This window comes from Paludibacter sp. 221 (assembly GCF_010501035.1).
GTDB lineage: Bacteria > Bacteroidota > Bacteroidia > Bacteroidales > Paludibacteraceae > QVMH01.
In genome coordinates this window covers 102,550-126,365 of record NZ_QVMH01000003.1, presented here as the reverse complement: position 1 = coordinate 126,365, position 23,816 = coordinate 102,550, and the positions used below count along the sequence as shown (strand labels likewise).

The 23,816-nt window shown below is 41.6% G+C and carries 8 protein-coding genes; all 8 read left to right on the top strand.

Annotation, left to right across the window (positions count from 1 at the left end):
- Window positions 1-129 precede the first annotated feature (129 nt).
- The 8 genes from D0T49_RS01520 (at window position 130) to D0T49_RS01485 (ending at window position 23,815) form a co-directional block, all read left to right on the top strand.
- The gene (locus D0T49_RS01520; RefSeq protein ID WP_163628825.1) at window positions 130-1,614 is read left to right on the top strand and encodes a UxaA family hydrolase; all 1,485 of its coding nucleotides are present in this window, start codon (window positions 130-132) and stop codon (window positions 1,612-1,614) included.
- 834 nt (window positions 1,615-2,448) lie between these two features.
- On the top strand, window positions 2,449-3,852 hold the full coding sequence (locus D0T49_RS01515) for an MBL fold metallo-hydrolase RNA specificity domain-containing protein (protein WP_163628824.1): 1,404 nt from the start codon (window positions 2,449-2,451) through the stop codon (window positions 3,850-3,852).
- A gap of 952 nt (window positions 3,853-4,804) precedes the next feature.
- The gene (gene ruvA, locus D0T49_RS01510; RefSeq protein ID WP_163628823.1) at window positions 4,805-5,395 is read left to right on the top strand and encodes a Holliday junction branch migration protein RuvA; all 591 of its coding nucleotides are present in this window, start codon (window positions 4,805-4,807) and stop codon (window positions 5,393-5,395) included.
- A 142-nt stretch (window positions 5,396-5,537) separates the two neighbouring features.
- Window positions 5,538-12,917 (top strand): cell surface protein SprA, encoded by a 7,380-nt coding sequence (gene sprA / locus D0T49_RS01505; RefSeq protein WP_163628822.1) that lies wholly within the window; start codon window positions 5,538-5,540, stop codon window positions 12,915-12,917.
- 1,131 nt (window positions 12,918-14,048) lie between these two features.
- Window positions 14,049-16,244 carry a glutamine synthetase III gene (locus tag D0T49_RS01500; protein ID WP_163628821.1) on the top strand — a complete coding sequence of 732 codons (2,196 nt, stop codon included), beginning with the start codon at window positions 14,049-14,051 and terminating at the stop codon, window positions 16,242-16,244.
- Between the two features lie 411 nt (window positions 16,245-16,655).
- Complete coding sequence (locus tag D0T49_RS01495; protein WP_163628820.1) at window positions 16,656-18,416, top strand: hypothetical protein; 1,761 nt, start codon at window positions 16,656-16,658, stop codon at window positions 18,414-18,416.
- Between the two features lie 350 nt (window positions 18,417-18,766).
- On the top strand, window positions 18,767-21,862 hold the full coding sequence (locus D0T49_RS01490; RefSeq protein WP_239056986.1) for a TonB-dependent receptor: 3,096 nt from the start codon (window positions 18,767-18,769) through the stop codon (window positions 21,860-21,862).
- Between the two features lie 30 nt (window positions 21,863-21,892).
- Complete coding sequence (locus D0T49_RS01485; RefSeq protein ID WP_203583402.1) at window positions 21,893-23,815, top strand: RagB/SusD family nutrient uptake outer membrane protein; 1,923 nt, start codon at window positions 21,893-21,895, stop codon at window positions 23,813-23,815.
- Window position 23,816 lies beyond the last annotated feature (1 nt).

Here is a 23,816-nt window from a genome sequence, read left to right as displayed (position 1 = left end):
ATCTTCCGACCACGACTGATTTATACAGTCGCATGGGATTTGCAATCCCATGCTTAGATACTATAAGGATTTATAATCCAAAAGAATAATCCCGCTTGAATAAGTAATTCATAACTCATAAAACTAAGAATGAAATATTTAAAAATAAACCCGGCCGATAATGTAGCTGTTGCAATAAATGATTTGCATCGGGGCGAAAGTGTTACAATCGATAATATGCAAATTGTGTTGAACGCCGATATTCCGGCCGGACATAAATTTGCGCTAAAAGATATTGCAGCTAAAAGCGATATTATAAAATATGGATATCCGATAGGGCATGCCCGCGAAGATATTAAGCAAGGCGACTGGGTAAATGAGAAAACAATAAAAACAAACCTCGAAGGCTTGTTGGATTACGAGTATAACCCGCATGATGTGGATTTGGATATCCCGAATCGCAATCTGACTTTCAGAGGCTATAAGCGTGCAAATGGCGAGGTAGGGGTACGTAACGAAATATGGATAATTCCTACAGTTGGTTGTGTGAATGGGACTGCCAACTCGCTGGCAGAGCAGCTGCGTAATGAGACAAAACTACAAGGGGTTGATGCCATTGTTGCTTATCCTCACAATTACGGGTGCTCGCAACTTGGCGATGACCATGAAAACACACGTAAAATACTGCGTGATATGGTGCTTCATCCTAATGCGGGCGGAGTATTGGTTGTCGGGCTGGGATGCGAAAACAATCAGGTGGGTGCTTTCCGTGAATTGCTTGGCGATATTGACGAGGCGCGTGTGAAATTCATGGAAACTCAAAAAGTGGAGGATGAGTATGAAACAGGTATGCAGATGCTCCGTGAAATTTACGAAGTGGCATCGAAAGACGAACGTGAAGAAGTGCCGGTTTCAGAATTGAAAATAGGGCTTAAATGTGGCGGTTCTGATGGTTTTTCGGGTATTACTGCCAACCCTTTGTTGGGTGTTTTTTCCGATTTCCTCATTGCGCAGGGAGGAAGTACGGTGCTTACTGAAGTGCCTGAAATGTTCGGAGCCGAAACTATTTTGATGAACCGCTGTATCAATCGTAATATGTTTGATAAAACAGTGCACTTAATCAACGATTTCAAAGATTATTTTATGAAAAATAATCAACCTGTGTACGAAAATCCGTCGCCCGGCAATAAAGCGGGAGGTATCTCTACTTTGGAAGAAAAATCGCTGGGGTGTACGCAGAAGTGCGGAAAGTCGTTGGTTAAAGACGTGTTGATGTATGGCGAGCGTATTAAAACAAAGGGCTTGAACCTGTTGAGCGCACCGGGTAACGACCTGGTGGCTGCTACGGCTTTAGCTTCGAGCGGATGCCATATTGTGCTGTTTACTACAGGGCGTGGTACGCCGTTTGGTACGTATGTGCCTACAATGAAAATATCAACAAATACTCCACTCTATAATAAGAAACCGGGATGGATTGATTTTAATGCCGGAACGATTGTGGAAAACGAGCCGATTGAGGCGGTAAACGAACGCTTTATCGCCTATGTAATAGGTGTGGCGAGTGGCGAGTTGGTAAATAATGAAAAGAAAGGCTATCGCGAAATTGCTATTTTTAAAACAGGAGTAACCTTGTGACGCATAGGGGTGGTTAGCTTACATATAAGAACACATAGATTGCAAATGCTTTCTATGTGTTTTTTGTTTTTTGAAGTAAGGTGACGCTATTCGTAACTATGTCCTTTTGGATTTATAATCCGAAAGGAATTATCTGCGGATTTTAAATCCGCTATTAAAAAATCATCGGATTACAAATCCGATGAGACAAGAGGAATATACATTGCGGGTTTAAATCCGCTACTAAGAGAGGATTTCAGTCCATGTATTTCCACAGTTACGACACTCATTAATACAGCTATCCCCCAAATTTTCCATTGGATTGAGGTTGCGCATTGGTTGAACTTCAACATCGGTAGAACCACACTTATCACAAACAGAAGAATAATCTCTTGGATATAAAATTCTTATCAAAATGCATATAGATAACAGTAATACTCCTACTACTATTATGAAAATAGCTGAGCCTTCCATATTATTTGTTTTTTATGAATTTCAAATATAAATGTATAAAAGCTAAAAAACAAGATTTTATTTTTTGAAAGAATCGTATTTTTGTTATCCGACAAGCGGCATTAAGCCGCTGTACGGGTTATTGTGTATAATATTCGGGTTGGTGTATAGCGGCTAAAGACCGCTTTGCGCAAATTTATTTTATTGAGTTTAAATACTTTATAAAAATGGAATTTGCGTTGTTTGCGTAATTTGCGTTCTCTTTCTTTTTTAAACGAGGTAACGCGATTCGTAACCCATAACTGCTCATTATTGTAAAAAAACAATAAATTGTTCCGGTTTATTCTTTTAAGAGGATTGATTTTACGACTTTTGGAAATTATTATATAAAGATGTTGTAGTATGAAGATAGAATTTATAGGGGCTACACGTGAGGTAACGGGTAGTAAATTTTTGATAACCACCGATGAGGGGAAGCGTATTTTGCTCGACTGTGGTATGTTTCAGGGAAAAGGGTTGGAAACTGATGCTATGAACCGCCATTTGGGATTCAACCCCGAAGAGTTAGACCACGTTATACTTACTCATGCGCATATCGACCATTCGGGGCTTATTCCGTATCTATACAAATTAGGATTCAGAGGGTCGGTAATCTGTACGTCCGCCACACGCGATTTATGTTCGATAATGCTGGTGGATAGCGGACATATACAGGAGCTTGATAATAAATGGTTTAATAAAAAACAGGCGAAAAAAGGCTTGCCTCTTACCTCGCCTATATACAATGTGGTGCATGCCGAAAAATGTATGGAGCTGTTCATCACTGTTGCATACAACCGCCGTTTCTATATCAATGATAATGTTAGTGTGAAATTTACCAATACGGGGCATATGCTGGGGAGTGCTGCCGCCAATATCCGGATTAGAGAGGGTGGCGAGGTTAAAAACATAACCTATACGGGCGATATAGGGCGCGAAAGTAGTCACCTGTTAAGCCCGTGGACACCTTCTATTCAATGCGATTACCTTATTGCGGAGTCGACCTACGGCGACCGTTTGCACGAGCCTGTGAAAACTACGGAAGAGGACTTGCTGAAAATAGTGTATGAAACGTGTGTGGAACGGCAGGGTAAACTGATTATTCCGGCTTTCTCGGTAGGGCGCACGCAGGAAATTGTATATGCGCTGAATGAGTTTCACAATGCGGGAAAACTGCCGCCTATCGAGGTGTTTGTAGATAGTCCGCTGTCGGTAAATGCTACTGATATTTTCCGCCTGCACATGGATACGATGAACGATCGTGTAAAGGAAACCTTACTGAAAGACCCTAATCCTTTCGGGTTTAGCTCTTTGCATTATATTAAGGATGTGGACGAATCGAAAGCGTTGAATGGTTATAAAAAGCCTTGTATCATTATTTCGGCTTCGGGCATGGCTGAGGCGGGACGGATTAAACACCATATTTCGAATAATATTGAGAACCCGAATAATACGATATTGATGGTTGGTTATTGTACTCCTACATCGTTAGGAGCTCGTATCCAGCAGCCGGGACTGAAGGAGATTTCTATTTTTGGCTCTCCGCACAAGGTGAATGCGCGGATTGAACGTATCGAAGGTTTTTCGGCACATGGCGATTACCGCGAAATGATAGATTACCTGTCGTCGCAGGACAAATCGAAAATAAAACAGACATTCTTGGTGCACGGTGAGTACAACGCCCAAGTTGCATATAAAGGACACTTGGAAGATGCAGGTTTCCAAAATGTAGAAATACCGGAGGTAGAGTCTGTTTACGAGTTGTGATTTAAGCAGTTTGTGTTTTTACGACACATAGGTTCAGTTAGTTCGCACATAGTGACACATAGGAGCCTGTTTTTTCATTATATTGGCGCAAGTTTAGCGTAGCGTAACTTGTGCCGAAAATACATGCAGTTTTAAACTACTAAATATATAGGCACAAGTCGCAGACTTGCGCCAAGTATGGGTGTTTTTACGACACATAGGTGCCAGTTGGTTCGCACATAGTGCATATATAAAAGTCTATTTTTCCGTAAAGCGGCTCTAAGTCCGCTTTACGGATATTATTTTTGTATACATACCACAGCCTACTTAAGACATTCTTCTTTTTCCCTTTTCAACATAGAGACTCGGTTGGCATGGACTACAAGTCCGCGCCAACCAAAGTATACCACGGTGGAGAGTACCGGAAAAATATTTTCATAAAATAAATCTTTGATGTAATTTTTCGAAAAAACACACGTTATTATTTTCGGCAAAGGGCAATAAGGTTTAAGGGCAAGTGCATCAAAATATGCAGAATTGCTATTTTCTTCTTTCGTAGTCGTAGCTAATCTTTCCGCCTCATCTGGTGAGCGTTAAGAAATTTAGCATAACGAAGCGTTAAACAGGATTTGCTGTCTGACGAGCGTAGCGAGGAGTTTCAAATTCTGTAGCGTAGTGTAGCTGAATTTTAGCGAAGCAGGTGTAGCGGTGGCTTTTTTGCTTACTTTTTCAGCTATAGGAAAAAGTAAGAGCCTGTCCGGCTCGAGGACGAAAGAATAAAANGTAACTCTCCCTAAATCCCTCTCTCAAAGAGAGGGACTTTGAGAGCGAGAAACGAAAGAGCAGTATCTGATGAATTTGGTGATTAGAATGTAATTTTGATGCGGTTACCCTAATAAGGTTTTATATTGCTTTGTGGCTAATGTAAAATATCAGTATATTTGCAAGCTTAAAAAAACACCCTGAAAGAAAGATGATTGACTACATAAAAGGTGATGTGGCAGAGATAAATCCGGCCTATGCTGTACTCGAAACCGGAGGCATCGGTTATTGTGTGCACATAACACTCCCTACTTATTCTACCATTCAGCAACAGAAGTCGGCCAAGTTGTTCATTTACGAATCGATACGGGAGGATGCTCATGTGCTTTTCGGCTTTCTTACTCAGGCTGAACGTCAGTTATTCTTGCTGTTGATATCCGTTTCGGGCATCGGCGCTAATACAGCCCGTATGATAATGTCCTCGTACTCGGCACAGGAAATTCAGGAAATGATTGCTACAGGCAATGTGCCGGCTCTAAGCTCGATAAAAGGCATTGGAGCTAAAACCGCCCAGCGTATTATTGTCGACCTGAAAGATAAGATAATAAAGGTGACCGGAATGACAGAATCGGCTGTGGTAAGTTTTCAGGAAAACAGTCATACGAAGGACGAAGCTGTGGCTGCGCTCACTATGCTTGGTTTTTCGGCTGCTGCTTCGCAAAAAGCTGCCGACAAGATATTGAAAGAGCAGCCTGATATTAAGGTGGAGCAAATGATAAAACTTGCGCTTAAAATGATGTAGAGGGAAGGAGCCCCTCCAACCTCCCCGTAAGGGGAGGCTAAGAAACAGACAAAAAATAGTGTCTTATCGCCTTCGTGGCAGAAACTTGTAATTGTATACTATTTGGCAGTCGGGCTATAGGCTGTAATTTGTAGTTTTTAATATGCAGAATAAAATATTATCCATATTTATTATATCCCTTTTTGTTAGCCTGTTCCTGTTGCCTATGGGATCTGTAGCTCAGCAAAGTGTAAATCAGGCTGATACTACCAAAACGCGCTTCCCGATAAGTAATAACAAGCAGGATACATTTGAGGATTTGGATGTGAAGCATCCGATGGATGCTCCCATGCCCGAAAATGTAAAGTCGGTGGTGGAATACGACCCTGTTTCGGGCCTGTACATCATGCGTACGTATGTGGGTAATACCGAGATAGCAACGCCTTACTCCATGACCGAACAGGAGTATTACGACTATTCGGCAAAAAAGGCGATGAACCGTTACTGGCTCGAAAAAGACTCGGATGGTGAGAGGAGCAACGAGGATAAGTTTTCGCTTACTGATATGAAGTTCAATATCGGCGCTGCCGATAAGATATTCGGGCCGGGAGGTGTGCAGATAAAAACACAAGGTTCGGCAGAGTTGCTTTTCGGGATAACTCACACCAACCTTCAAAATCCGTCGGTAAGCAAGCGTTTGCGCCGGAATACTTCGCCTGATTTCGATCAGAAAATCCAATTGAATGTAAATGCCAAAGTGGGTACCCGCCTTAACTTTGGTATGAATTATAATACCCAGTCGTCCTTCGGTTTCGACCAAAAGATGGTTAAACTTGGTTTCAAGGGCGAGGAAGACGATATAATACAGAACATAGAAGCGGGAAATGTAAGCATGCCGCTCAATAGTTCGCTTATAAGCGGTAGTACTTCGCTTTTTGGGGTGAAAACCGACTTGAAGTTCGGCAAGTTGAGCGTGTCGGCAATAGCTACCCAGCAGCAGTCCGAATCGCAGAGCGTAAGTTCAAGAGGAGGCGCACAGACTACCGAGTTTGATATCAGTATTGATAATTACGACGAAAACAGGCACTTTTTCCTTGCGCATTATTTCCGCGATAAGTTTGAAGGGGCTATGAGCCGTTTGCCCAATGCGGCTTACGGGGTTACAATCAACCGCCTTGAGGTATGGGTAACCAATAAGCGTGGAAACTACGAGCAGGCACGTAATATTGTAGCGTTCATGGACTTGGCTGAAAAAGACAGCCTTGCAGCCAATTATTGGAAGTTGCCTGTAGGGGGAGATGCTCTTCCGGGTAACAAGTCGAATAATCTTTACAATGTAGTGAAAGATATAGACGGCATACGCGATATTCAGCGTACCAATCAGGTGTTGGCTGATTACTTTGCAATTAACGCCCCTGATGTGCGTGGAGGCGAGGATTATGAAAAAGTAGAAAGCGCCCGCCGCCTCGAGGCTTCTGAATATACCTTCAATCCGTCGTTGGGGATTATCTCTTTACGCTCGGCACTCAACCCTGACGAGGTGCTGGCTGTGGCTTTTGAATATACGTACAATGGAGAGACTTATCAGGTGGGAGAGTTTTCTACCGATAACATCCAGGCTCCCAATACGCTTATTGTAAAGATGCTGAAAGGTACCGTTCAGATTCCCCAGTTGCCTATGTGGGATTTGATGATGAAGAATGTATATTATCTTAATACTTTTCAGCTTCAGCCTGATAATTTCCGTTTGGACATAGTATACCGCAACGATTCTATCGGTACGGATTTGCAGTACATTACCGAAGGGGATATTAAAAATAAAATTTTGCTTCGGGTGATGAACCTCGACCGGCTTGATAAGCAGCAGCGAAAAACTCCCGATGGCAAATTCGATTATGTCGAAGGTTATACAGTTAGTGCCAATACAGGGCGTGTTATATTTCCGGTGTTGGAGCCATTCGGAAAGCATTTGGAAAAAGAGATAGGAAATTCGCAGATAGCCCGGAATTATGTGTTCAAAGAACTGTACGATTCTACTTTGGTTATAGCACGTGAGTTCAGCGAGAAAAATAAATTCCGTTTAGTAGGGGAGTATCAGGCATCTTCGGGCAAAGAGATTCGCCTGAATGCAATGAATATTCCGCGCGGGTCGGTAAGTGTTACCGCTGGTGGCGAAACCTTGGTCGAAAACGTAGATTACACGGTAGACTATACGATGGGTACTGTTAGTATATTGCGTGAATCGTTGCTCGAATCGGGTACAAACATAGATGTGAAGTTGGAGAATCAGTCGATGTTCAGCATGCAGCGTAAATCGTTGTTCGGTACGCATGTTGAATACGAGTTCAGTAAAAACTTTACATTGGGCGGTACGGTTATGCACCTGTCCGAAACACCTCTTACTACAAAAGTAAATACAGGCAGCGAGCCTATATCCAATACGATATGGGGGCTGAATACCTCGTGGCGTGGCGAGTCGCAATGGCTTACCAACGTGATTGATAAACTTCCGTTTGTTAATGCTACACAACCCTCGTCGTTTGCAGTGAATGCAGAGTTTGCACAGTTAATACCCGGCCACTCCAAAGCTATTGGTGATGCAGGATATGCTTACGTTGACGATTTTGAAGCTACCAAAACCAATATAAACCTGAATTATAGTCCGGCTTATTATTGGAAGCTGGCAAGTACGCCGTCGGTTTTCCCCGAGTCGGCGCGGAGTAATGATGTTAGTTACGGATATAACCGTGCTTTACTGGCATGGTACTCGGTAGACCCCAATCTGAATATAAGTACAAAGAATACGCCTGCCCATTTGCGTGATAATCCTGACTTGCAGTCGAATCATCTGACGCGTAATGTGCTGGTAGAAGAAATATATCCTAACCGGGAAACTTTGACCACTCAGTCCAACAATCTTTCGGTGATGAACCTTTCTTTTTATCCGACAGAGCGGGGGCCTTACAACCTTAACTGGCAGGGGATGAATCCTGATGGCTCGCTACAGAACCCGAAAAGCCGGTGGGGAGGTGTTATGCGCAAACTTGATGTAACCGATTTTGAAAATGCCAACATCGAGTATATTGAGTTCTGGATGATGGATCCGTTTGTGAACGATTCCACGGGAACGCATCTGGGAGGTAAGCTGGTTTTCAACTTGGGGGATATAAGCGAAGATGTACTGAAAGATGGTAAAAAATTCTTTGAAAACGGATTGAGCTCTACGGGCGATGTGTCGCAAAACGACGAAACGGTGTGGGGATATGTGCCGCGCGGACAATCCACTGTTAATGCTTTTGATAATACGCCGGGAGCAAGAATTTATCAGGATGTGGGTTTGAATGGTTTAACCAGCGAACAGGAAAAGAGCTTTGGCGCGTATAAGGAGTTTCTGGATAATCTGAGAAATATCCTCGACCCGAATGTTCAGGCTCGTATGGATTTAGACCCGTTCTCGCCATTCAACGACCCTGCGGGGGATAGTTACCATTTTTACCGGGGCTCGGACTATGACGACCAAGAACTGGATGTACTGAGCCGCTATAAGCGATATAACGGTACGGAAGGAAACTCGCCCGAAATAGCGGATACGAACGAAACTTATGCTACAAACTCGACCACACTGCCCGATACGGAGGATATAAATGCCGACAATACGATGAACGAGTATGAAAAATACTTTGAATATGCGGTAGATATAAAACGTGAGTCGATGCAGATAGGGCAGAACTACATTACAGAAAGAAAGGATGTGGAAGTTACATTACGCAATGGACAACCTTCGACGGTAACATGGTACCAGTTTAAAATACCTGTGGCAAGCGGCGAAAGAAAGGGTAATATCCGTAACTTTAAGTCAATCCGCTTCATGAGGATGTACCTGACCGATTTTGAAGATGATATTACCTTGCGTTTTGCTACGCTCGATTTGGTACGCGGCGAGTGGCGTACTTATACCAAAGCATTGCATGAACCTGATAAAATGCCCGAATCGGATGGAAAATTGGATGTGCTGGCTGTGAATATTGAAGAAAATGCAACTAAATCGCCTGTGAACTACGTATTGCCTCCGGGAATAAACCGCCAGACTACTCCGGGACAAACACAGATAATAGCTCAGAATGAGCAGGCAATGGTATTGCGTGTCAGAGATTTGTCGCCAAACGATGCCCGTGCGGTTTATAAGAAAACTAATTATGATATGCGCCAGTACAAACGCCTGCAAATGTATGTGCATGCTGAGGCGTTGGAGTCGGGCGAGCCGTTGGAAGACCAGCAACTGAGCTGTTTCGTCCGCTTGGGTACTGATATGACCGATAACTATTATGAATATGAGATACCCCTTGTGCTTACTCCGGAGGGAAGGTATGATAATAGCTTGCTGAACGACAGGCGGGCTGTATGGCCTGAGGATAATAAGTTTGATTTCCCGTTCGAAGTATTGACCGATGCCAAGTTGTTGCGTAACAAGGCGAAACAAAATCCGGCTTCGGGGGTAACAAATCTTACTCTGTTTGAAACATGGGACCCTGAGAAACCAAAAAATAAAATTACGGTTCGCGGTAACCCTACACTCTCGGAGGTGAAGAATATCATGATAGGGATACGTAATAAGAGCAACTCGCTGCGGACCGGTGAAATATGGGTGAACGAACTGCGTATGTCCGAGTTTGACGAAAGCGGCGGATGGGCTGCTATGGCTAATATGGCATTGGCTCTGTCGGATATTGCAACCGTGAATGTAGCAGGACGTACGGAAACTGCCGGATTCGGGTCTATCGAGAGCAAGGTTATGGACCGCCGTATGGACGATTTATATCAGATAAGCGTTTCTACTTCGGTAGATGCGGGTCGTTTCCTGCCTGAGAAAGCAAAACTTCAGATACCAATTTATTTCTCGTACTCCAACGAGACGCTTTCGCCTAAATACAACCCGTTGGATGAAGATATACTGCTTTCGGATGCTTTGGACAATCTGGAAACAGAACAACAGCGCGACTCGCTGAAGATGATGTCGAATACGGTGGCTACCTCCAAGAGCTTTAATGTATCGAACGCTAAAGTAAATATCAGGAGTAAGAAGCCACAGTTTTACGACCCTGCCAATATTACGGTTACTTATGCTTATGTAGAGAGTAATAAGCAAAGCGCCGATATAGAAAAAGATATGGTGAAAGAGCAGCGTGCAGCTATAAACTATAGTTACTCGTTCAGTAGCCAGCCTTTCGAGCCTTTCAAGAATGTGAAGGCACTGGATAAGCCGGCGTTCAAGATAATCAAGGATATGAATATATATTATACTCCTACATCCTTGAGTTTTAATACAGATATGAATCGTCAGTTCTCACAGGTTAAGTTGCGCGATTTCAGTGCGGTAAGTGCTACCGAAGAGCCGATGGATTTGACTTTTGCCAAGGATTTTGTGTGGAGGCGGCAGTTTAATATCGCATATAACCTGACACGGGCAATTAGTTTGACATTTAACGCTGCTACCAATGCCAATATAATTGAACCTTATTATACTCCGGAGATAGGCAAGGAGCATTATGAGCTTTGGCGCGATTCGGTTTGGATGAGTGTTAAGGAGTTTGGGCGTGCCAGTACGTATCAGCAAACTTTCACGGCTTCGTGGAACTTGCCTGTCAATAAGATACCTATACTTAGTTGGGTTAATCTGAATGCCTCGTACAATGCTAATTATAGCTGGAACAGGGTTGAGGAAGAAAGCATGGGCAACATTGCTACCAGTATGGGAGCTTGGCAGGGTGGCGGACAGTTCAATTTTGAGCAGTTGTATAACAAAAGCAAATATCTGAAAGGTGTTGATACACGAATGAAGCAAACGGGCAACCGCCCTAAGTTTCAGCCGAAAACATATACTGAAACAGTAAGCCTGAAAGGCGGGGAGAGCAAAACTATTAATCACCGTTTGGGAAGCGACCGTTTGCAGGTGAGTGCAGTGGATAAATCGGGTAAGCCTGTAAGAGTTTCGCAAGGGGCGAAAAATAATAACTCGGTAGATATTACTACGCCTAATGATGCGGACGAGATATTGCTGACTGTTGTAAGTCAGGACCCGAATCATCGTAACCCTGCACAGCAAATAGCCGACTATACTGTTCGTGGCCTGATGATGGTGCGCCGTGCATCGTTCACTTACCGCGAGTCGAATAATATGACTATTCCGGGATTTATGCAGGAACCGTCTTTCCTGGGGCAGCGTAAAGACCATAATGGAATTTATGCGCCGGGCATAGGTTTTGCCTTCGGATTCTTCGACGAGGATAGTACGCTTGATAAAATGAAGCAGAATGGCTGGTTGCTTGCCAATAATGACACTATTGTGAATCCGGCTATTTTCTCGCACTCTTCCGAATTGGATGTAAAAGTGTCGGTAGAACCAATTGTTGGTTTCAAAATAGAGTTGAATGCAAAACAGGTAACGCAGTATAATAAATCTACCCTGTATATGTCGCCGGGTTCTCCTACTACTTTTACGGGTAATTACAACATTACTCAGGTGGCTATCGGTACTGCTTTCAGGAAAGTAGGGAATGGCGAGAATAATTACCGCTCGGAAACATACGAAACATTCCGTGCTAACAGGGAGGTTATCCGTCAACGCCTGAACAGGGAGCATCAGGGGAAAGTTTATCCTAATGATGAAAATGCTGGATTCTTAACCGGCAATAACTATGGACAATATGACCCGAATACATATGGAGGGTATTCTGAAAATTCGGCAGATGTGCTCATTCCTGCATTTTTGGCGGCCTATACGGGGCGTGATGTGAATACAGTCGGTACTAATCCGCTACTGTCGTTGCTTAGTATTTTGCCTAACTGGCGTGTAACTTACGACGGGCTGACAAGGATACCTTGGATAAAAGACCGTTTCCGTACAGTGAACCTGACTCATGGCTATACTTGCCGTTATACAGTTGGTGCTTATTCGTCTTATTCTACTTGGGTGCCAATGGAGAGTGGCAGTGATTTTGGTTACATCCGCAATGTAGAGAATGATTTCCCTATTCCGTCGATGCAATATGAGATACCGAGTGTGTCGCTGGTTGAGCAGTTTAGCCCGCTTATCGGGGTGAACGTGACGATGAAAAACAGCATGACCACTAAGATAGAATACCGTAAGCAACGTAATTTATCACTGAACCTTGCCAGTGCACAGCTTGCCGACGGTAGCAGCGACGAGATTGTTTTTGGGTTTGGTTATACAATTAAGGATTTCAATGTTATTCTTAAGATGAAAGACAGACAGTCGAAAGTGAAGAACGACCTTAAGCTGAATGTGGATGTATCGTATCGCGACAATAAAATGCTGTTGCGTAAGATTGAAGAGAATATAACACAGGCTACCAGTGGAAATAAGATGTTTGGAGTGAAAGTGATGGCAGATTATGTTTTCAGTTCGAAGATAAATCTTCAGATGTTTTTCGACCATCAGGGAACTACGCCGCTTATTTCATCATCTTTCCCTGTATCGACTACGAACTTCGGGCTTGGAATTAAGTTTATGTTGACGAGGTAACGTGTTACGGCACAATCGTTTGCTGAAATTAAATACAGTTGGCGCAGATGGAACGTTTCATCTGCGCCAACTGTATTTAGCAAAGGGCTGTTTCAGCTTCAAAATAATTTAAATGCGTGAAGATAGTACTGAATAAATTTTGATGTCAATGGAAAATATGAAAGGGTAACCAAAATTACATTTGTAAATGCCCAATTCATCAGATATTGTTCTTTCGTTTCTCACTCTCAAAGTCCCTCTCTTTGAGAGAGGGATTTAGGGAGAGTTATAGTATCCTCACTTTATTCTTTTGTCCTCGAGCCGGACAGGCTTTTACTTTTTCCTATAGCTGAAAAAGTAAACAAAAAATTAACCTTGTTGAAGCACCTACGCTTAGCATAGCTCAAGCAAGCTTGACTCTGCTTTCGCTNTTTGAAACTCCTCCCGTTGGTCGTCAAACAGCAAATCCTGTTTAACGCTTCGTTACGCTGAATTTCTTAACGCTCACCAGCTGAGGCGGAAAGATTAGCTCCGGCTACGAAAGAAAAAAATAGCAATTTTACATATTTTGATGCGGTTGCCTTTAAAATATGAAAGTTGAATATTTTTGACCAATTTTTTTTATGTATCTTTATACCCCGTATTTTATTCCTCCTTGTTTGATGTATTGCAAACCTGTTTATTGAAAGTACGATGTTTCAGAATAGCTGTTTTTGAGATGTTTTTGCTTTCGGAAAGTAATTGATAGAAACGGTTTTGCAGATGTATTTTAAAAAGTAGACTGACTTGAAAAGTCAGATTTTTTCACTGTTGGCGCAAGTTTAGCGTAGCACAACTTGTACCAAAGATAATGCAGTTTTAAACTGTAAAGAATATAAGCACAAGTCACAGACTTGCGCTAAATATGGCACTCCGTTAGGAGTGGGAGTTTGGTAAAACACTATCTTTAGATATAGCGGGCGTGCCGTATAGGTACGCAACTTTCTCTCTAATTGTCGCGTACCTACGGCATGCCGGATTATTAAGTAATTTGCACATTACCAAACTTTACTCCCTACGGGAGCTTTTAATACTATAATGATTTATAAATAAGCTTTATAATAGACTATTGAATATAAGCTCTATTATAAATAATCCAAACATAAACTATATATGTCAACATTAAGATTTAAAGTTGTTGAAGAAGCATTCAAGCGTAAAGCCGTTCCGGCATCGGTGCCGGACAAAATCACATCGGAGTACTATGGTAAGTATGTATTCAATCGTGACCAGATGGCAAAATACTTGTCGAAAAATACGATGAAAACTGTATGTGAGGCTATTGACGAGGGTAAAACGCTTGACCGTGAAATAGCAAGCCATGTGGCTGCCGGAATGAAAATGTGGGCGATGGAGATGGGCGCTACTCATTACACTCACTGGTTCCAGCCATTGACCGACGGTACTGCCGAAAAACATGATTCTTTTATCGAGTATGTGGATGAACCGGGCGGGCCTATTATTGAGGAGTTTTCGGGAAAATTGCTTGTACAACAGGAATCTGACGCGTCGAGCTTCCCTAACGGGGGGATACGAAATACTTTCGAGGCGCGTGGTTATACAGCATGGGATCCATCTTCTCCGGCATTTATTGTTGACGATACGCTTTGTATTCCTACGGTATTTATCTCGTATACAGGTGAGTCGCTTGACTATAAAGCTCCATTGCTTAAGGCTATCAATGCGGTAGAAAAGGCTGCTTTGGATGTTTGTTTGCTATTCGACTCGAATGTAAAAAAGATATACTCGTATCTTGGCTGGGAACAAGAATACTTCTTGGTTGATGAAGACCTTTGTGTAGCGCGTCCTGACTTATTGCTGACCGGAAGAACGCTTATGGGACACGAGAGCGCTAAAAACCAACAGTTGGAAGACCATTATTTTGGGGCTATTCCGCCGCGCGTTGCGGAGTACATGCGCGACTTGGAGTTTGAGGCATATAAGTATGGTATTCCGTTGAAGACCCGCCATAACGAAGTTGCACCAAACCAGTTTGAACTTGCTCCTATTTATGGGGAAACAAACCTGGCTGTCGACCAGAATATCTTCATCATGTCGCTGATGGACAGGATAGCGCGTAAACATAATTTCCGCGTTCTGCTTCATGAGAAGCCATTTGCAGGTGTCAATGGGTCGGGCAAGCATAATAACTGGTCGCTGGGAACTGATACGGGTGTGGGCTTGCTTACTCCGGGTAAAACTTCGGAAGCTAATCTTCAGTTTGTGACTTTTCTTATAAATACGCTGAAAGCCGTTCATAAAAACAATGCTTTGCTGAAAGCCTCGATTATGACAGCTCCGAATGCTCACCGCCTTGGTGCAAATGAGGCTCCTCCGGCTATTATATCTGTTTTTCTGGGCTCGCAACTGTCTGCTGTGCTGGATAAGCTCGAAGCCAGTACCAGCGAAGAAGCTATCGTGGTGGACGATAAAAAACGGATGAAACTGGGTATTGCTCATATACCAGAAGTGCTGGTAGATAATACCGACCGTAACCGTACTTCGCCTTTTGCGTTTACCGGAAACCGTTTCGAGTTTCGTGCAGTAGGTTCTTCGGCCAATTGTGCTTCTGCGATGATTGCCTTAAATACATCGGTAGCAAGCCAGCTTAAAGAGTTTAAGACAGAGATAGACGCTAAGATGAAAGCGGGTATATCCAAGGAAGAAGCTATTTTTGACACATTAAAGCAATACATAAAAGATACAAAGGCCATTCGTTTCGATGGTAATGGCTATAGCGATGAGTGGAAAGAAGAAGCTAAAAGAAGGGGATTGGATTGTGAAACAAGCGTTCCTTTGATTTACGATGCTTATCTTGCTCCTCAAACCGTGAAAATGTTTGAAGAAACTGGTGTGTTGACCGAAAAAGAACTCCATGCACGTAACGAGGTGAAATGGGAGGTATATACAAAGAAGATTCAGATAGAGGCACGTGTGCTGGGCGATTTGGCTATGAATCATATTATTCCGGTAGCCACCCGTTACCAGTCGATGCTGTTGGATAATGTATACAAGATAAAAGCTGTGTATCCGGCTGATAAGGCAGAAAAACTGAGCGAGATGGATTCGGCCATTATTGAAGAGATAGCCGACCATATTTGTGCTATAAAAACCAATGCGGATGCAATGGTGGAAGCACGTAAGGTGGCCAACAGGATTGAGGATGAACGTGAGAAAGCTATTGCCTATCATGATAATGTTTATCCTTATTTTGATGTTATCCGCTATCATGTGGATAAGTTGGAACTAACAGTGGATAATGAGATGTGGACATTGCCGAAATACAGGGAACTGCTATTTATCAGATAAGAAGACAACCTCTAAAATTATAATGAAAAATCGGGAGCAGAAGTAGAATATGGGATATTCTGCTTCTGTTTTTTTTATAGGGTAGGGGGTGATTATCTTACCCGGTCGGTTTTTTTTTGGTAATTATAGATTGTTCCGGGGCTTTTAATAAAAAAGGATATAAATTATTGCGAAAAAGATTTTTTTTGAAGGCATAATAGTGGAAACTTTAAACAGTTTCTAAAGATAGTATACGAGGGTATTTGGCTGTTAATTTGGGGAATATCTCGATGGGTAAAAAACGAACGATACAAAACAGTAGAAAAGTGTTTAAATAAAAGTGCTTTTTTTGTTTTTTTAGAAAAAGTATATCTATATTTGTGTTTGTATTTCATTTATTATAAAGATACTGTTAACATTAAAATTTGAGACATGAAAAAACTATTACTGCCCTTACTTGTATTGTGGGCGTTTATGCCTTTTGTTCTTAATTCACAAACTTTTCCTACTATTAGCGATGGTACCACCGAAGAGTGGTATAGTATTTATTCTCACCGTTCCGGCAATGTATGGAAAGACAATGGTGATGATGCGAAAATTACAGTTGTTCAATTTGAAAATGTAGATGAACTGAAATGGAAATTTCAGCAGGTAGAGAATGAAAGTTTTAAAATTGTATCTAAAAAAGGAGAAGCGCTAAAGCTTTTCGCTAATTATAAGGCAAATGCAAAAGGTACTGGAAAATATGTTTCCGATGGTGCCGGAGGTTATAAGTTGGCTGAAAAAGATGCTGAAGGTAACTATAAAGGTACCCATGACATGGAAATTGACGCCGCAGTACGTTCTCATTTTAAGCCGGCTCCTATTGCCGAGGGTGCTGTTTTTGTTTTTAAACAGTTTGGTACGGACGAAACCGGCTTTAAATTCCAACTTTATTGTCCCGAATTTGATACTTATATAAATATGACCGGAGACTCTTCAAAAGAAATTTGCGTATACCATGTTGATAATGACGGTGGTAACCCTTTTAGTGCTATCAAGAGCATGAAAGAAATTTATGAAGTACTTTATGTAAATCCTCCTAAAATTTCGGTTGGCGAAGATTATACTTGGTATTTTTTAGACAACCTGCGTAAAAAGTTGGTGGTGACTTCGCAAGGTGATGAGCAAAAATTGAAATTATTGAGTAGAGAACTTATTGAAGGAGAGGAGCAAGATGCACAATTGTTTGCTTTTGAAGGAGCCGACGGAGAATATGGTTCTGTAAAAATTAAATGTAAAGCAGGTGGATATCTGAAACTTTCTACTGAAAAAGATAGTAATGGTGCTGATAGGGGGATCTTTATCCTTGCGAGCGCAGGTGATGATTTTAGTATTATTTCTAATACAAACACCAATTATGGCGAAAATAAATGGGGATTTGTTCATCTCGAAGCAGGTAATGGTTTTAATGGTGCACCCGGTAATGATTTAACAACTTATTCTGTTACTGACGACGGAAGTGTTTTTGATATTTACGAGCCCGGTTCCAATCCGTTTGACAAAGCTCCTGCATTGAGTTCTTATGACATCCCAAAATGGTATTATGTAAAAGTTGTGAGAAATAAGAAATACATGACAGCAGCGGGATTAGGTAGTACGCTTTTACAAGCAGACCTTGAAGAAGGGAATGAAGCACAATTATTCCGTCTGAACGGTACATATAATTCATTCGGATTTATAGCCAAAACAGGTGACCTTGAAGTGAAAAAGGCTGCAGATTCCAATGATTTAGTTTTGGCTGAAATGGAAAACGGCGATTTCTTTAAGTTAGCCCTTGTAGATGGCAATCCTAACCAATGGCAGGTGATACACAATACTACAAGTTTGGCATTTAATGATTATGCGGGCAGCACTGTTGGTTTATATACTGCAAATCAAGGTGGAAACGAATTAGAGTTTATCCCATATAGTGAAGGTAGTGCCCTTGCCGAAAGCCAGATTGACCGAACTCAATGTTGTGTTAATGGAAAACAAGTGACTATAGAAGGTGAAAATATCGCAGGCGTTATCATCTATGATATCACAGGAACCCGGTTGATAACTTCGTCGGCAGTTTCTACTACATATACTTTGCCAGCTACAGGTTGCTATATCGTATCGGTAACTTATGCTGATTCAGTATCGGAAAATATAAAAATTATTATCCAATAAGAAAAAATAGCTACTGACAAACTTTTCTGAAAAGAAATGATTCTCCCGAAAAGGTGTTTTTATGTTCTTTTTCCGAAAGGTTTGTCTGTAACTAAACTACTCTTGACAAAAATAACTGATAAAAAACACACTGGACACATTGTTTTAGCTTGGTATGGAAGTTATACTAAGGTAGGTTTGTTGTTGCTTTATATGTTTAAGTATCAGCTTATTTTATTCCATGTCTGTGTTTAAATGAAATAATGGATAGACACTGAAAATCACATATATAAATCATGAAAAACCGTTTTTAAATCAAAAAAATCATTATGAAGCAATTTTTTAAAAAATGTTGTTTAAGTTTTGTGCTGATGTCCTTACTCTGTACTTGGACAGTTTATGCGCAAAACACAAATCAAAATGTTTCAAGAAGAACAATTACGGGGCAAGTAATTTCCTCTGAGGATAAATTGCCTGTAATTGGTGGGAATATCTGGCTGAAGGGAACTTCGGTGGGTACTATTACTGACTTTGATGGTAATTATTCGCTTACTGTCGAAGGAGTAGGAGGTGTTCTTGTTTTTTCCTATGCCGGTATGGTAACTCAGGAAATAGCGATTGTTAACCAAAGAGTTATTAATGTAACCCTTGACCCTGATGAGAAGTTACTGGATGAGGTGGTTGTGGTAGGTTACGGGCAACAACGTAAAGAGAGTGTTGTAGGTGCTATTTCTACCGTAGATGTAGAGAATTTAAAAGTTCCCGGTAGCTCTAACCTGTCAACAGCATTAGCAGGACAATTGTCCGGTATTGTAGCGATGACCCGTTCGGGTGAGCCGGGACGCGATGGTGCTGCAAACTTTTATATCCGTGGTGTATCGTCATTCAAAGGAAATACTAACCCGCTGGTACTGGTTGATGGTATCGAGCGCGAGTTGGACTTGGTTGATACCGAAGATATTGCACAATTCTCTATTCTGAAAGATGCTTCGGCTTCGGCAGTTTATGGGGTACGTGGTGCAAATGGTGTAATCTTGATTACAACTAAAAAAGGGTCGGAAGGAAAACCAAAAATCAATGCTCGTGGTGAGTATGGTCTGACATCTCCAACCCAAATGCCTAAGTTTTTAGACTCTTACCAATGGGGTACGTTTTACAACGAAATGGCAAAAAGCGAAGGCAAAACGCAATATACTACCGATGAACTGGAAAAGTACAGGGATGGAAGTGATCCGGATTTGTATCCGGATGTAAACTGGATTGACGAGTTATATCGCAATTTTGCTTCGAATCAGAGAGTCAACTTAAGTGTATCGGGTGGTAGCGAAATTGTTCGTTATTATATTTCGGGTTCGTTTTATAATGAAAATTCTATTTTCGAGAATGCCGGCGACCGTTACAACTACGACTCGTCTATCCGTTATACAAAATATAATTTCAGGGCGAACATTGATTTTAACATAACTAAAAGTACGGTGTTGAATCTGAACCTGGCAAATATATATGAAAAATCGTTTGCACCGGGTAGAGATAAAAATGATATTTGGGGATATACATTCGCTACTTCGCCTAATGCGTTCCCTATCGAATATTCGGATGGTACGATTGCCGCGCCTTCTTCTTCTACGGGATATAACCCTTGGAACCTATTGGCGCACTCCGGTTATCGTGAGCAATTCTGGAACTCTTCTCAGGCGTTAATTGGTTTGAATCAGGATTTTGGTAAGTTGTGGAAACCATTGGAAGGCTTGACAGGTAACTTTAAATTCTCGTGGGATGCTTTCAATACAGCAAGACAAGTGCGTTCAAAAGAATCTACTCAGTATCATGCTAAATACAGAGACCCGGATACAGGTAAACTGTTTTATGGCGACCCTATTTATAAGGGGAATGACTCTTTGGGTTATGAGCGCGAAGCCTATGACGGTGGTAGCATGGTTACATATATGGAGGCATCGTTGACATACAACCGTTTATTTGCCGAAAAACATCGTATCGGAGGATTATTCCTGTATAACCATAAGATAAAAACATTAACTCTTGCGGGCACTCAACAAAAATCGTTGCCTTATAAAAATCAAGGTATTGCTGGGCGTGTGACTTATGCGTATAAGGATAAATATCTGGGAGAGTTCAACTTGGGTTATAATGGTTCTGAAAACTTTGCACCGGGTCACAGGTTTGGTTTCTTCCCTGCTTTAGCGTTAGGTTGGGTAGTGTCGAACGAGTCGTGGTTCGAGCCTGTAACTAAAGTTGTAGATATGCTTAAATTCAAGGCTTCTTATGGTATTGTAGGTAATGACGAAATAGGTACCGACATCCGTTGGATTTATAACCCTACTATCGAGAATAGTCCTTATTCATGGAATTATGGTTCTTCGGCACAATCGGGAGGAACAGGTATTCGTCAGGGACGTATTGAGAACCGAATGGTATCTTGGGAAGAAGCCAAGAAAGCGAACTTGGGTATAGAGTTTTCTTTGTTCAACTCGTTGAGGATTCAGGCCGATTATTTTTACGAAAGCCGTCAAGGTATTTTCTTGCAACGTGCCGGATTGCAAAATTATGTGGGTTTAACAACCAATCCTTATGTAAACATTGGCGAAACAATGAATCAAGGGTTTGATACCAACGTAGAATACAACCAAAAGATAGGTGAGGTATTTCTTACCGGACGTGTTAACTTTACATATAATAAGAATAAACTGCTGAACAATGATGAACCGGACTGGGAATATAAATATCAAAATACGATAGGACGTCCGTTTGGTTCGGGAGGTTCAGCTCAACCATTAGGGCTTATTGCTTTGGGCTTATTCGAGAGTGATGAAGAAATAGCAAACAGTCCGCAACAAATGTATGGCGAGTATCGCGTAGGTGATATTAAATACCAAGATGTAAATGGTGATGGAAAGGTTGATACTTATGACCGTGTGGCAATTGGTTATACAAACTTGCCGGAGATAACATACGGCTTTGGAGTAACTGCCGAGTGGAAAGGTATTGATGTTAACGTATTCTTTCAAGGTATTAGCCATATTTCGTTCTTCACAGGGGGAACTTCGATGCGTCCGTTCTCAAGTGGAAATATAGAACGTTCGGCTATTAATGCCGACCTGTGGGGTAACACATGGATGAGTACTAATACTCCGGAGGAAAATGCAAATGCTAAATATCCTCGTTTGAGCTATGGTTCGGGAACAGGTTCTTCCAACAACTCTCAAAATTCTACATGGAATCTTCAGAATGGTAGCTTTATGCGTTTGAAAAATTTTGAATTAGGTTATTCACTTCCCAAGTCAGTGCTGAAGGGTTCGTTTATAAACTCGCTTCGTGTGTATGCTGCCGGAACTAACCTGCTTACATTTAGCAAATTTAAACTTTGGGATCCTGAGAAGGGAAATAGTGATGGCTCCGGTTATCCTCCATCTCGCGTAATAACTATAGGTATAAATGCTAATTTCTAAAAATAAAAACAAATAAAGATACATAATAATATGAAAAGCATATTCAATAAATATATAATGTACTTCATGCTGGTTCTGACAGTATTTAGTACGGTTTCTTGCGAAAGTTTCTTGGATAGACAGGAGGATGAGCAATTAACTTTTGAAAAAATATGGCATACTTTGGAAAACACCCGTAAGTATTGGTATACGGCTATGTCGTATACTCCACACGAAATGTCGACAATAAATGGTGATAGTAATCCTTTTTTAGGAGCTTCGGATGAGGCTACAGTTGCATATAGCCGCGATTATAACAAAATTATTTACGGCTCGTGGAACCCAAGTAACATTCCTTACGGCGATCCTTCAACCCGTCTTTATCAGGGTATAAGGGAGTGTACTGTTTTTATGGAAAACGTTTTTACCTGTGGAGATTATGATTCGTCGGCCAGCGAGGAGATATTGGGACAAATGCAGATACAAGCTCGTTTTGCCCGTGCTTATAATTATTTCCATTTGATGAGATTGTATGGCCCTGTATATTTGCTTGGCGATGAGGTGCTTGACTTCAGACTTACTACAGAGGAACTGATGCGTCCGCGTAACACATGGGATCAGTGTGTGGATTATGTGGTAAGCGAAATGCAAATCTGTCGTGATTCAAAATACATGAAAGCAACATGGGAAAGCGATATGGAGAAAGGCTTGGCTACGAAAGGAGCTTGTCAGGCAGTGATTTCGCGTTTGTTGTTGTATTCGGCTCGTGACTTGTTTAACGGAAATGATTTATATAAGAATTTGGTAAATCCGGAAACACCTGATTTCCCTGAACAGTCGGGTGAAAGACTTTTTCCTGATTATAAGGCTGATAAGTGGAAACAAGCTGCCGATGCATCCCGAAAACTTATAGATGATTATGCTACTCAGTATAAACTATACCGGAAAGGAAATGACAATCCATATGAGGATTATTATGGAATAACTCAGGAAAACTGGAATGATGAAATTATCTATTCGGCAAGTGGTTACAAGGGACGTTATAATTATGCTGTTACAATGACTCCAACTGCTTTGGCAGGTACTTCGTATGGTGCTGCCGGGCCAACACAACAACAGGTAGATGCGTATGCAATGGGCAACGGACGTTATCCTATTACCGGTTATGAGGTAGATGGTAGTCCGAAGATAGATTCAAGATCGGGCTATCCTGCTAATGAATTTGAAATGAAAACGTGGACTTATCCTTCGTGGGGAGGTAATATAAATAGCTATTCTACTGTAAGCCCTGCTATGTATGAAGGACGGGAACCTCGTTTTTATGTCAATGTATTCTTTAGCGGGCAAATGTGGAAACATGGAGACGGTGAAACAAAAATATCGTTTGCACAAGGTGGAAACAGTAATACAACTCATGACCATCCAAAATCGGGGTATCTTATTTCCCGTTTTTATGACCATACTGTAAACTCGGCAGCTGGTCAGTGGGGCAACATGACATTCCCTACATTCCGTTTGGCCGAAATTTATTTGAACTACATCGAAGCTGTTTTGGAGTGTAAAAAAAGAGGAGTTGCTATTCCGAGCGACTATGAATCGAAGGCAATGGAAGTGTGGGCTGATATACGTGACAGAGCCGGGCTGAAACCTATAACCGAAGTGTATCCGACGGCTAGGGATAACTACGAACTTTTGATTGAATATTGCAGAAAAGAGCGCAGAGTTGAGTTATCGTTCGAAAACCACAGGTTCTTCGATACCCGTACATGGATGATTGCTACCGAAACGGATAATGGGTATATGTATGGAATGAATGTGAATGCGAAAGGTAGTGGTACTAATACTCCTGATGAATTCTGGAAGCGGGTTACTTTTGACCAACCTCGCGTATTTAGAAATAACTATTATTTGTATCCTTTCTCTCAACGTGAACTGGATAGGAATAAATTGTTAGTACAAAATTATGGTTGGTAAT